A 14,427-nucleotide genomic window follows, 5' to 3' on the forward strand; every position below is an offset into this window, starting at 1 on the left:
CGAGGTGCTGAATATAACACCTCGCATTCTGAAGATTTCTATTTGATTGTGGCGTTGAGGATTAAACAACTAGCAAGTTATTTTGACTTAGTGACACTCCACCAGATAGTTGGGCAAATTGTACCTGAGCAAATCCACCCGCACTGCCATCTTGGTCAAAATATAGCGCACCTGTAGTGTTGTTATAGATAAATCGCTGATTGCTCGTTGTCGCAGATGCTCCAAGGGTAAAAGAGCTAGCTGAGAGTAAACCTGATGATAACCCGCCACCAAAACCAGCAGCCGATACCTGAATCAGTTCATTAGTCGCGTTGAAGTTATAAATGGTATCAACGCCTTCATTGAAACTATTGAAAACAAAGGTATCTATACCAGCTCCTCCATAAAGGTTATCATTACCTTTGCCACCTTTGAAGGTGTTCTTGCCAGAAGCGCCAGAGGCTGTGAGAGTATCATTACCATCGCCTCCATCCAGTAGATTATTGCCTGATGAATAGTCAACAATCAAGCGATCGTCACCAGCACCACCATTGAGCGTATTATTCCCAGAGACAGTATAAGCTCCGTATGAGGAATATAAGGAGGCTGAACCAGCGGCTGTGAGAGTATCATTGCCATCGCCTCCATTCAGTAGGTTATTGCCTGATGAATAGTTAGTAACTAAGTTATCATCACCAGCGCCACCATTGAGGGTGTTCTTACCAGAGATAGCATCGAGATCAAAATTGCCTCGGTAGTCGTCGTAGGAGCCAGAAACGTTGAGAGAATCATTATCATCACCACCAGAGAGCGAATTATTCCCATTTGAATAGTCAGCACTCAAGTAATCCTTACCAGCACCGCCGAGAATCGTGTTATTTCCACGTCCCCCAGCGAGGGTATCGTTGCCATTGCTCCCCACAATCGAATCATCGTAGTTTGTACCTGAGATATTTAATTGTTCGATATTCTTGTAGCTCACCTGATTCGGGCCTGCTGTAATCGAACCAGCATTAGTAGCAGCATTGAATGTCGAAGTGATTCCCTGGCTGATGGAATAGTTATAGAAAGACAACAAATCGTCACCTTTTCCTCCATCTATAGTATCTTTGCCGCGATCGCCTCCGGTGAGTGTATCGTTGCCATTGCCCCCAACAATCAAATCATCGTAGGCTGTACCTGAGATATTTAATCGTTCGATATTCTTGTAATTAACCTGATTCGTGCCTGATGTAATAGAGCCAGTGTTAGTAAAAGCATTGAATGTCGAAGTGATTCCCTCACCCCCGCTAGAATTACTGTAATAATTGCCTTCTAATAAATCATCACCTTTTCCGCCATCGATAGTATCATTGCTACTATTGGCATAGAGCGAGATAGTATCGTTGCCATTACTCCCTACAATCAAGTCATTGTACGCTGTAGCTGAGATATGTAATCCTTCGATATTCTTGTAGTTAATCAGATCCGTACCCGCCTTAATCGAGCCAGTGTTAGTAGCAGCATTGAATGTCGTTGTAATTCCCCCACTAGGATAGATATACGAAACGCTCAACAAATCGTTACCTGTTCCCCCATCTACTGTTTGAGTCGCTAAGGAAGATGGAGAAGTATATAGGACGAAAGAGAAGGAATCATTACCATTTTCTCCATTGAAAATGTTATTACCAAATTTGCCCTCGGCCTTTGTGTCGTCGTAGTAGCCAGACGCAAAGAAAGAATCATTGCCATCCCCCCCATTGAGGATGTTATTGCCCGTTGAATAGTTAACACTCAATTGGTCGTCACCAGCACCACCATTGAGAGTGTTATCACCGGAGGTAAAAGAGGCGGAATAGTCGTATTCGCGAGAGGCGCTAAGAGAATCATTGCCATCGCCTCCATTCAGTAGGTTATCCCCTGTTGAATAATTAGCATCTAATTGATCGTCACCAGCACCACCGTTGAGGGTGTTATTGCCATCTGTCTTAGACGCAGAGAGATTATCATTGCCATCGCCACCAGAAATTAGATTATTGCCTGTTGAAGAGCTAGCACTGAATTGATCGTTACCAACACCACCGTCAAGGATGTTATTGCTTGTTGAATAATCAACATTCAAGTAATCGTTACCTTCACCGCCAAAAATTGTATCATTGCCATAATTTGAATCGTTGCCACTACTGCCTCCGAAGAGTAAATCGTTGCCATTGCTTCCGACAATAAAATCAGCGTAGGTTGTACCTCTAATTTCTAATTGTTCGATATTGGTGTAGTTAATCCGATTTGTACCAGCACTAATTGAGCCAGTGTTAGTAGCAGCATCGAAACTCGAAGTGATTCCTGTAGTGGCACGGGTGTAATATACAGACAAATAATCCTGACCTGTTTCTCCATTTACACTTTGAGTCGTTAAGGAAGAGGGGGAAGTTTTTGAGACGGACAAATGGAAGTCATCATTACCAGCGCCTCCATTTAGAGTGTTTCTACCCCGGACTTCATCGGCGTAAAAGGAATCATCGCCGTCTTTGCCTGAAACCGTATTGTTGCCAGCAGAATAGCTAATATCAAGGTAGTCATCCCCTGCATCTCCACTGAGGATGTTATTTCCAGAAGAATAGGAAGCATCAAGAGTATCATTTCCCTCATCACCCCGCACCAGATTATTACCAGTACCACCACGGAGAGAGTCGTTACCCGTACCACCACGGAGGGAGTCGTTATCCGTACCACCAAGGAGAGTATCATTGCCTGCACCACCAATGAGGGTATCATTTCCGGCATCACCGTTTAAAAGGTCGTTGCCATTTTTGCCATCGATGATATCATCACCCACTTTAGCGTTAATTGTATCTGCGTCCTGAGTACCCAATAGAGTATCTTTACCGTTGGTTCCAATGATATTCACCATAACTCTTACCTTCCTGAATCGATATTTTGAGTAACTTCAGCTATTAACTTGTTGTTAATGTTGTTTGAGGACACACGGAAATCGCCGAGAGTTGATGCTTTCGACACACTTTTATGTCACCCTTGAGGGCTAGCATTTTCTCGAAGATTTACCCTATTGATGACCTTGTAAGTAGGACTTATCTAACTGACTTGAAAAAGGCAGGAGATTCAAAGTTAAATTCTTTGCCTATTCCCTATTTCCTTTTTCATTCGTTATTTGCGTACCCGTTAATAATGCTAGTTAAGACTATCTAAGTCTTAGCATTGTATATATTTATGAGCGTGTATTTGGGAAAATAGATGGTTTCACACTTTTTTATCATTCTCGATCCGCAGATCAACCTAGCCATCACTGACAAAGTGTCGAAAAATCAAGCTTGAATGCCTAAAACCCACACTTCATATTTCTTCTCAAAGCGTAGCCCTACTGTGGTAAATATAGAGAATAATTCACTTTCGATAGGGAAATAATTTTTATGCAGTTGTTGTGGGCTATTGCCCGTAAGTGTGTAGCTTAAAGATAAGGAACATCTAAATAACACTTTGATAACCATATCTGAAGATTTACTGAGATGTCCACACTTATAGACATATCTTTGCATACTCTTTACATTATTTGCCGATCGGTATAATCTCAGTACTTCTCTTTATATATTCTTCATGTCTGAAAACCACTAATAATCCCGAATACAGCAGCTAAACAGCAGCTAAACAGCAGCTAAATAGTTGTTTTATTTGCTCGTGTAGCGTGTCGTCGCCCTTAGTAGACAAGCAAGCTGTGAGAGTTTTTGAAATCTGGGGTTATGCTGTGAGGTTGTGACGATAAGTTACAGGAGTTGAAAGCGATCGCTCCAGAAGATTACCACATTATCAAGAGCTACTTAGGGATAACCTCCACCAAACATACTCTCGTAGCGTAGGCGTAGTCCGTCCTAACCATCGCCAAGAAATTACTGAGGACGGTGAATTTGAAACTGGATTATATTGGAAAGTTTTGGACAAAAATAGATTTTTATTCAAAAAAACAGTCGTCAGGAAATGAAGGCATATTAAATAGTAGATTTCTTTAACCACGTTTTTCACGCCTGGGTGGATTGCAAATCCCCATTGCCGAAGGTAGTGCTGGTATCTCTGCACGCGAACTGTTCGAGATCGTTATTCGGGTAATGCAGGAACTCTGATGATTTCAAGGATCGTGCGATCGCAAAGGACGAGATCGGCGGTACATCACTATCAATGCAAGGATTCTTCTAGATTAACCACCTTGTATGGTAATTTCTGAGCTTGATAAATAAATGTAAAGAAGAAGTTGGCATTGCATAAACTTTGCTTTCTAGCTTGATGAATTAACTAAGAAACTAAAAAGTTGAAGGTACAAGATTGAAAACATCTTGTTATCTGCTTAATTAGTTGCTTCAACAACATAGTTCTTCTAAAGGAGAAAAAATGAGTACATTAGAGCAAAGTCTTAGTCAATTCCGAGCTTTACCAAAACCAGAGTCATCTCGATTAATTGACTTTGAAGAAGCAGAAATTCGTCCTGGTATAGTAAATGACACTTATATTTTAGTTGTCAAAGGAACGAAACCATACTTGAATTTGGAAGTGAATCTTGTGCCACTTGTATACGTCCAGCAACCTGAATATTGGGGAGTTGAGGTCGTTGGTACTTTGCCCGGAATCGGATTACCAGCGATCGCACCTTATATAGTTTCTCTGCCAGTAGATGGCATTCGTGGCAAACAAGGTATTGAAGTTATTGGCGCTAATGGTTCCAAGCAACTGCCTTTTCTAGATGTTAAGTATTCCTAATTCCCGATATGAATATGTGTAGAGCCACCATCTTCAAAGCTGTTACAAAAGCTTAAAAAATGCCCGAAAATTTATTTTCCGGCTATTAGCTCAAGTTGGTTGAAACGGACTAATAAAGTATTTTTAGTCCGTTTCAACCAATTCTTGCTATTAGAGGTTGTTTGAAAAGTCTAATTTATTACTTACTTCGGCGATTGGATGCTTTATGTCGGGGAACCCGCTCACCGCAATGGCTTCGTCAAATAGCGCACTTCGTGCCGCTACGCTAACGCGCAGCGCGTCTTGGTATAATTCTTTTTCTGAACTGTAGCTCAGACCCGAAAACTTTAGTTTTAATTGATACTCCTAACCTGCTGCCTGGTTGTTGAGCGACTTGCCCTGACTTGTACTGAGTTTCGACACTTCGACTGCGCCCTTCTCTACGAGAGGCTGCGCCAACGGCTACGCTCAGGACAGGCTCAGTGCATCGCTGCGCGGTAATCGAGCGACTTGTACTGAGTTTCGACTGCGCTCAACTACCGCGTAGTCGTTGGCGTGGTCACTGAGCGTAGTCGAAGTGCAGCCTCTCCGACAGGAGAAGTAAGTCGAGATTCAACTACCGCGTAGTAGAAGTGAAGAAACCAAAGGAAAAGGTGAGAAAAAACCCACCTTTTAAGAATCGATATGATAGACAAGTAGACAAAATTTAAAAAATATTTATCGAATGGTAGATCAATCATCTGGCTTGTCTAAGGTCAAAGACTTATTAACACAAAAACTCTTCTTAGGTAATGAACCGAATGCGGAGTTAATTGCAATTCTCACCGTTTACTTTGTCCAAGGAATTTTAGGGCTATCGCGTCTAGCCGTTAGCTTTTTTCTCAAAGATGAACTACTCCTGAGTCCAGTCCAGGTATCGGCGCTATTGGGAATTGTCTTCCTACCTTGGATGATCAAGCCGATGTTTGGTTTTATCTCTGATGGCTTGCCTATATTTGGCTATCGTCGCCGTCCTTACTTGATTTTATCCGGGATACTGGGAACTGCTTCTTGGATGAGTCTGGCCACAATAGTTCATACTAGCTGGGCAGCTACCTTAGCGATCGCTCTTGGTTCTCTTAGTGTCGCCATGAGTGATGTCATCGTTGACTCGCTAGTTGTAGAACGAGCCAGAGGCGAATCGCAAGCAAAAGCCGGCTCACTACAATCTCTGTGCTGGGGTGCTTCTGCGATCGGAGGTTTAATAACAGCCTACTGTAGCGGTCTACTACTTCAATACTTTACTACCCGTACCGTCTTTGGGATCACCGCTTTATTTCCTTTGATCGTTTCAGGGGTGGCTTGGTTAATTGCTGAGTCCCCCGTTAGCAAAGATCCTGAAGATAGTAATCAGACCAACTCTGTACCAATCAAACATCAACTAGGACAGCTACGCCAAGCCATTAGCCAAAAAACAATTTGGCTACCAACGGCGTTTATCTTCATCTGGCAAGCTACCCCAAATGCTGACTCAGCCTTTTTCTACTTCGCTACCAACGAACTCCACTTTGAACCAGAATTTTTGGGGCGAGTAAACTTGGTGGGAAGTTTCGCTTCTTTGGCAGGTGTTTGGATTTTTCAACGTTTCCTCAAAAGCATCCCTTTTCGCGTGATTTTTGCTTGGAGTACTGTCCTTTCGTCACTTTTGGGGATGACGATGCTATTGTTGGTAACTCACACAAACAGGCTATTGGGTATAGATGACCACTGGTTTAGTTTGGGTGATAGCCTGATTTTGACTGTGATGGGGAAAATTGCCTTTATGCAAGTGATGGTGCTAGCAGCAAGGCTTTGTCCTTCTGGTGTGGAAGCGACATTATTTGCCTTGTTAATGTCAGTCTATAATTCCGCCGGAACAGTTTCCCATGCATTCGGGGCATTAATCACCTATTGGCTGGGAATCACCGCAACAAACTTTGAATCACTTTGGCTATTGGTGCTAATTACTAACCTCAGCACCCTATTACCCCTACCATTTATCAACTGGCTACCTGCTGCTGAAGAACAAACTGAGACACTCAAAAATGACGAAAAATCATTTTCGCCTGATTTGATCCCGGAGTTGGTACTGAGAGAACCAAAGTCAGAAATACTAGAATAGTGTAATACAGCAGTTTCTAAGTAGATGAGATCGAGAGTGCTGTTAGCGGAAAGCTAAGGTTGAGCCAGTGCTGAGTTAGGAGTTAGGATTTAAGAGTTAGGAGTTTTATTTATCTCCTTGTCTCCCTTGTCCCCTTGTCCCCTTGTCTCCCTCATCTCCCTGCTCCCCTGCCCCCTGCCCCCTGCCCCCTGCCCCCTGCCCCCTGCCCCCTGCCCTATTTGGGTGAAACCATTTTTTCGCTGGCAATGATATGCAAATCTATATTTTTGAGCAAGCGCACCAATTTTTGCGTTAAAGATCCTTTGAGGAGCATTTGCCAGCGCGATCGCTGACTTTCTCCGATTACAATTTGGGTGATACGATGTCTCTCGGCGACTTGGGCGATCGCATTAGCTATATTACTGTTGGTAACACGAAGAAAAGTACCTTCAAATTCTTTACAAAGTTTCTCGCAAGTGTGGATATGCAAGCTTTCCTCCTTAGTGAGGAAGCGTTCTGGATCGGCTACGAACAAGGTATAAAGCGGTGCATTCATATAGTTAGCCAACCTTGCACCCCGGCGTAACAGCTGCACTGAGTTGGGATAAGTAGATACACACACCAAAACCCGCTCGTGAATATTACAAAATTGTCCGTTGGGAGTAGAGGCGATCGCATTTTCTTCTACGTTGTCTGCTACTTCCCGCAAAGCCAACTCCCGCAAAGCAATCAGGTTACGGCGTTGGAAAAAATTATCGAGGGATTGTTGGATTTTTGGCTGTGCGTAAATCTTCCCTTCTAATAATCGTTCTTGCAGTGTTTCTGGTGTGACATCCACTACCACTATTTCATCTGCTTCATCCATAATCCTGTCAGGAACCCGCTCGCGGACTACCACACCTGTAATTCTGGCTACTAAGTCGTTGAGACTTTCCAAATGTTGCACATTCATTGTGGAGTAGACATCAATACCGGCTGCCAAAACTACTTCGACATCTTCGTAGCGTTTTTCGCGTGGAGAACCGGGGACATTGGTATGGGCAAGTTCATCGATTAAGACTAATTGGGGCGATCGCTTTAAAATAGCATCTGTATCCATATCCGTCAGCGTCAACTCACCGCGAGGATATTGCTTACGGGGTATAATTTCCAGTCCCTCTGCCTTTTCAGCCGTTTCCTTGCGTCCGTGGGTTTCCAAAAGCCCAACGACAACATCAATTCCTTCTTGTTTGAGTGCGTGTCCCTCTTCTAACATCCGGTAGGTTTTGCCTACTCCAGGAGCCATACCAATAAAGATTTTATGCTTACCCCGCCGTCGTGCCGGATAAAGCGAGTAACTTGCAGAATTTAAAGGCGCATTCCCAGCCGAACCAGTATTACTACGATCTGACATTTCATTTTTAGTATCTGTATAATCCTAAGTACGGTTAGCGTAAAAATTTGTCATTGGGATAAAGCAGTTCTTGCTGAACGCAGGAAAAGCAGGGGAGCAGGGGAGCAGGGAGCAGGGAGCAGGGGGCAGGGGGCAGGGAGCAGGGAGATGAGGGAGATGAGGGAGACAAGGGGACAAGGGGACAAGGGAGACAAGGAGATAAATAAAACTCCTAACTCTTAACTCCTAACTCCTAACTCAGCACTCATTACTCATTACTCATTACTCATTACTCAACACTGTTTTGACCAATGACAAATGACCAATGACAAATGACAAATGACAAATTACTGATTTTGCTGACGATTAAAATCTTGTAAGTCAAGAGCATAATTCAATCGCAGAACATTGACTCCTGGTTCGCCAAAAATCCATAAAAATCTGTCATCAGTATACTTATTAATTAAACGTAAAATCTCATCTTCTTTTACTCCCCGCGCACCAGCAACCCGCGTCAATTGCTGCCGTGCTGCTTTCAAGGAAATATGCGGATCTAAACCCGAACCAGAGGTATAAATTAAATCAGCTATCGGTTGAAGATTTTCCTCTCGCAATTTATCTGCCTCTTCTAAAATCCGCTTCAGTAGTTCTGGATTGCTGGCAGCGAGATTGCTAGCTCCAGATATGCCGGTTGGCTTGGCTTTTTTTCCTTGACTATATCTAACAGTACTAGGACGAGAATGGAAATATCGCTCAGATGTGAATACCTGACCGATTAAAGCCGAACCAATTGGTTCATCATTTAGATTCCGCACGATACTGCCATTAGCTTGATAGGGCAAAAAAACTTGACCCACTACAAGAATTACCAGCGGATAGATGATTGCAGTCAACAACCAAAGCATTAGAGTTATAAAAATTGCTCTGATAGTTTCTCGAATAATAGCCATAAAAAGTTTTCCAATTGCGCCTATAATTTAATTTTTAATTTTTAATTTTTAATTCTTTTGCCCACCTAGCACGATGTTACAAGATGCTGTTAGCAACAGCATAAACAATTGGGGCAGTTACCACATTCAAGCACAGCAAGATAAAAATAGCGAGTGGTAAATGTTAGACTTCTTGGCATTTGTCCGGGAAAAGGGTAAAGAAACTCAAAATCCTTTCCCTTTAACCTTTACCCTTTCCCCTAAGAGTGCAAAAATTATTTTTGCAAGAGGTCTGTTGTTTATGCCATTGCGACTAAACAAAGGATATCGCCAAAGCAGTGCTGAATGAAAACGATATTTATTCATATTCTTCTTGTCCCTCCTATCAACAGGTAAAAGTAAAAATGTTTATTATTTTACTTTGGTCAAGATGCGATCGTTTTTCAGCGTCTCTACTTTTGCTATCCTTAAGCCAAACCTACAAGTGTAATCAGTACATCGATCAACTTAATTGCAATAAACGGCGCAATCACCCCACCTAAGCCGTAAATTAAGATATTGCGTTGGAGTAACTGATTAGCTGTCAGAGGTCTAAACCTCACACCCTTTAATGCCAAGGGAATCAAAGCAGGAATAATCAAAGCATTATAAATCAATGCTGAGAGTACAGCAGATTTAGGGCTAGTCAAATTCATAATATTCAGGCTTTGCAAATTAGCAGCGACAAATATCACTGGAATAATTGCAAAGTATTTAGCAATATCATTAGCGATGGAAAATGTCGTCAATGCCCCGCGAGTAATCAACAATTGCTTACCAATACCAATAATATCGAGTAGCTTTGTGGGATCGGAGTCCAAATCGACCATGTTGGCGGCTTCTTTTGCAGCTTGTGTTCCTGTATTCATCGCCACGCCAACGTTAGCTTGGGCTAATGCTGGAGCATCGTTAGTTCCATCTCCCGTCATGGCAACCAGTTTACCTGCTGCTTGTTCCTGTTTAATGATACTGATTTTGTCTTCTGGTGTGGCTTCGGCAATGAAGTCATCAACCCCAGCTTCTTTAGCAATGACAGAAGCGGTAATTCGGTTGTCTCCAGTTAGCATGATGGTACGTACTCCCATGCGTCGCAGTGCAAGAAAGCGATCGCGGATACCAGGTTTAACTATATCTTTGAGATAAACAATCCCATAGATTTCGTTATCTAGACTAACTGCTAGGGGTGTACCTCCCAAGCGGGAAACTCGTTCGTAGGCAGCATCCAATTCTGGCGTATCGCGTCCGTTGCGGGAACGGACAAATCCTTTAATAGCTTCTACTGCTCCCTTTCTAGCCTCATACCCACCAGGTAAATTCGTGCCACTCATCCGGGTTTTGGCGGAAAAACTGACTCCTTCTGCCTGAGTGGAGTCAAAATCAAACCTTGCGCCCAACTTTTCTGCCAGTCGGACAATGGATTTTCCTTCTGGTGTATTGTCAAAGACACTAGCCGCCCAGGCAACATTAGCAATTTCCGACATTGAATGACCGTTGAGGGGAATAAACTCTTCCGCCAGACGGTTGCCGAGGGTAATTGTACCTGTTTTGTCAAGAAGTAAAGTATTGATATCACCACAGGCTTCGACTGCTCGTCCTGATGTGGCAATGACGTTAAATTGGGCAACTCGATCCATACCAGCAATACCGATGGTACTTAGTAAGCCGCCAATGGTGGTAGGAATTAACGCTACTAATAGGGCAATTAAAATTGGGACGTTAACTGGACTGTTGACATAGTAAGCAAGTGCAGGCAAGGTGACTACGACTAACAAAAACACTAAGCTGAGAACTGCTAACAATACCGTGAGGGCAATTTCATTGGGTGTTTTGCTGCGTTCTGCCCCTTCTACCAAGGCAATCATCCGGTCAATAAAGCCTTTGCCTGCATCAGTAGTTATACGGATAATTAGTTCATCTGAGATAATTCGCGTTCCACCAGTGACGGAACTGGCAACATCGGAGCCTGATTCTTTTAATACTGGTGCAGATTCTCCAGTAATTGCCGATTCATCCACTGAGGCAACACCCATGATGACTTCACCATCGGCGGGGATGATATCGCCAGCAACGACGTAAATGGTATCGCCCTGTTTAAGGCTGGTGGATGAAACTTCACTAATTGTGCCATCGGCAGCAAGTTTTTTCGCGATCGCCTCTAACTTTGTTAACCGCAAGGCATCGGCTTGGGCTTTACCCCGTCCTTCTGCCACTGCTTCGGCAAAATTGGCAAACCAAACTGTGAAGAATAAAATCCCTGACAACAAGGCGTTGAAAACTTGCGGGTTCTTTTGCAGGGCTGGGCCAAATAGGTTGGGATCGATCGTTAGCAATAGGATGATGATTGTCCCTACCCAAACCACAAAGATTACTGGATTTTTGATTGCATACTTAGGGTTGAGCTTGACAAAAGCATCTCTAATTGCTCTTAAGTACAGCCACTTATTATTTGCCCTGGTCTTTTTACGTTTTTGGCGGCGATCGCCAGAACGAAAACTTGGGCGTCTAGCTTTGAAGTTAGTTGCCACTTGATTCATAAATAAAGTTAGCAGTGAGAAGTTAGGAGTTATAGGAACTTCTAATAAAAAAATATCCAACCTGTAGGATGCGTTAGTAACGCATCCTACGAAACCGAATAATTTATCAGATAACGGCAGGAGCCAGGAGGAAATAAGTATGAATGAAAACTTTAGTTCTGAGTAATTACCCAGTTAAAAATAAGATACTGGTACGAGACGCGTAGTGCAAGATATAGCTGAGTGCTGTACATGGATAGCGGGGCGTTGATCCCGTGCTGAGTAAACCTAGTAGTTCGCTCTCGTGAACTTGGCGGGGTAAAGGGAGAAAGGTTTTAAATCCCTTACCCTTTCCCCTTTACCCCTTACCCAGCCCTCACAAGCACATTTTTGGCTTGGCAGACTACTAGTTGCTTCCAAGGTTTTGAGCAATCAACACTGTCCTAATATGTCTGACTACAGCTATATAACCTTTCTTGCTCAAATCTCACACTTTTAAGTCTGGGTTACTCCTTCCTCCTGCCTCCTGAATTACTTTTTGATATCTTCTTAATTTCAAACTTATAACTCATAACTTTTCTAACTGCCAGATGCTAGTTTCAAACCCTCAGCTATGGGGCCTAAAGCCAGAACGGGAAAGAAAGTTAATACTCCCAAAACCAGCGTTACTCCAGCTGTGATACTAGTAAATACCAAAGAATCTGTTCTTAAGGTAGCAGGAGTTTCTTCTACTGGTTGTTTGCGAGACATCCCGTCAGCTAGCAGCAGGATAGCAATCATCGGAATGTAGCGTCCTCCGATTAGGCTCACTATTGTACTCAAGTTCCACCACAGGGTGTTATCCCCCAAACCCTCTAAGCCCGAACCATTATTTGCTGCTGCTGAAGCATATTCATAAACTACTTGAGAAATACCGTGATAGCCAGCGTTGCTAATTCCAGATAGGGAGATGGGATAAGCCAAAGCGATCGCACTGGGAATCAAAACTAGAATTGGGTGAATCAACAGCACTACGCTAGCGAGGACGATTTCTCGCTTTTCAATTTTGCGTCCTAAAAACTCTGGAGTACGTCCTGCCATGAGTCCAGTCAGGAAGACTGTGAGAATTAAGTAAATAAATAAGTAAGCTGTTCCAGTTCCTTGACCACCCCAGATAACCTGGATAAATAAGTTGAAGAGAGTCGAAAATATTCCTTGCGGCATCAAAGAATCGTGCATCCCGTTCACAGCACCAGACATAGTAGCAGTAGTCATCACTGCCCAAAATGCTGTTTGTGCCCAACCAAATCGAACTTCTTTTCCCTCTAAATTGGGCTGTTCTAATCCAAAGGCGGTATTAACCAGGGGATTACCTTGCAGTTCTCCCACGGCTGTAACTCCCACGAGAATGACAAAAATCACAAACACCATCCAAAAAAGTAGCCAAGCTTGTTTGATGTTATTGGCAAATATACCGTAGGTGTAAATCAAGGCTGCTGGGATAGAAATCATGGCGAGCATTTCTATCAAGTTAGAAGCGCCATTGGGATTTTCAAAGGGATGTGCTGAGTTGACGCCAAAAAAGCCACCGCCGTTCTCGCCCAAAAGTTTGATCGTTTCAAAGGATGCCACCGGGCCTCTGGCCAGATATTGCGTCCCGCCTTCTAAGGTTTGCACATCCATAGTTCCAGCTAAGGTTTGTGGTACACCTGCTATAAGTAAGGCGATCGCGCCAATAATCGAAATCGGTAACAATATTCGCGTAATTCCACGGACGAGATCGACGTAAAAGTTTCCCAGTCTTCTACCCGTCAACCCGCGAATAAAGGCAATTCCCACAGCTAAACCTGTGGCTGCGGAGGCGAACATCAAAAAGCCTAAAGCCGCTACCTGGCTAAAATAGCTTAAGGTTGTCTCACCTACATAGTGTTGTTGGTCAGTATTCGTTACAAATGAAATCGTTGTATGCAGCAATACATCCCAGGTGGGCGCACCGAAACCGTTTGGATTCCAGGGTAAAAGTCTTTGAAAATAGATCAATAAATACACTGAAATGCCCATAATCAAGTTAAAACAGAGTATGGCCCGGATATACTGCCAACCTGTCATGTCATCTTTTCTCCGAACACTCGCAAATACGAACATACTCCGCTCTATGGGGTTCATTAAAAAATCAAGTAGTGTTTTTTCCCCCAAAAAGACACGAGCTATGTATTTTCCGAATAATGGAGTGATTGCTATGACAATACACAGCGTTAAGCCAATTTGCAAAAAACCTTGTCCCATATATTTCGCGCTAAATTAAATTTAAGTAGTAGCAAGCCAATTCTTAGAAATAATAGATTAACTGTAGGAGTATTTGATTTCAAGGGATTTTCCTAAACAGTACTGAGTACAAAAAGCAATAATCGCACTCAGCATCAAATCAGTTCCGAGTAGTAAGTGCCTCGGCTGAGAGTAGTAAGATTCATAAGTACTAATTTTTACTCATAACTTTTTACTCAATACTGGCTGAACGTACAACTACGGCTAACATAACTCCTGAATATTTTCAGTTATGACTATCCAGATACTTATTAAAGTTTTCGTTAAGAATATTTAATTTTGACTCTTAATTTATCTATCTCACTACTTAGGACTATTTGTTTATACAATACATTTTGCAAGTTTGCTACTTTCAAAGAATATAAATATCATAAAGTATTTTCTTAATGGGATTAGGGTTTGGGAAGATAGTGGTAGAGACGCTGCTTCTTGTGGGCAATTACCCAGTTT

At 42.8% G+C, this 14,427-nt stretch carries 7 protein-coding genes; 2 read left to right on the forward strand and 5 right to left on the reverse strand.

From position 1 onward, the window contains the following. Positions 1-61: 61 nt before the first annotated feature. A complete protein-coding gene (locus tag ACR5KR_RS00215) occupies positions 62-2,869 on the reverse strand; it encodes a beta strand repeat-containing protein (protein WP_448265012.1) in 2,808 nt (935 codons plus the stop codon). A gap of 1,487 nt (positions 2,870-4,356) precedes the next feature. Here ACR5KR_RS00215 and ACR5KR_RS00220 point away from each other — a divergent pair. Together ACR5KR_RS00220 and ACR5KR_RS00225 are read left to right on the forward strand one after the other, a co-directional pair. After that, entirely contained in the window at positions 4,357-4,722 is a 366-nt protein-coding gene (locus tag ACR5KR_RS00220) for a hypothetical protein (RefSeq protein ID WP_445628282.1), read from the forward strand. A gap of 703 nt (positions 4,723-5,425) precedes the next feature. After that, on the forward strand, positions 5,426-6,841 hold the full coding sequence (locus ACR5KR_RS00225) for a folate/biopterin family MFS transporter (protein ID WP_448265013.1): 1,416 nt from the start codon (positions 5,426-5,428) through the stop codon (positions 6,839-6,841). 214 nt (positions 6,842-7,055) lie between these two features. On the opposite strand, the gene ACR5KR_RS00230 is transcribed toward ACR5KR_RS00225, so the two are convergent. The 4 genes from ACR5KR_RS00230 to kdpA all read right to left on the reverse strand — a co-directional run bounded on the left by ACR5KR_RS00230 (position 7,056) and on the right by kdpA (position 13,938). After that, positions 7,056-8,213, reverse strand: coding sequence for a universal stress protein (locus tag ACR5KR_RS00230; RefSeq protein WP_448265014.1), 1,158 nt, complete (start codon positions 8,211-8,213; stop codon positions 7,056-7,058). Between the two features lie 326 nt (positions 8,214-8,539). Beyond that, positions 8,540-9,142, reverse strand: coding sequence for a K(+)-transporting ATPase subunit C (kdpC, locus tag ACR5KR_RS00235; protein WP_448265015.1), 603 nt, complete (start codon positions 9,140-9,142; stop codon positions 8,540-8,542). A gap of 446 nt (positions 9,143-9,588) precedes the next feature. Further along, the gene (kdpB, locus tag ACR5KR_RS00240) at positions 9,589-11,694 is read right to left on the reverse strand and encodes a potassium-transporting ATPase subunit KdpB (protein ID WP_445628278.1); all 2,106 of its coding nucleotides are present in this window, start codon (positions 11,692-11,694) and stop codon (positions 9,589-9,591) included. Positions 11,695-12,252: 558 nt separating this feature from the next. After that, complete coding sequence (gene kdpA, locus ACR5KR_RS00245) at positions 12,253-13,938, reverse strand: potassium-transporting ATPase subunit KdpA (protein ID WP_448265016.1); 1,686 nt, start codon at positions 13,936-13,938, stop codon at positions 12,253-12,255. Positions 13,939-14,427 lie beyond the last annotated feature (489 nt).

The organism is Nostoc sp. DSM 114159 (assembly GCF_053470285.1).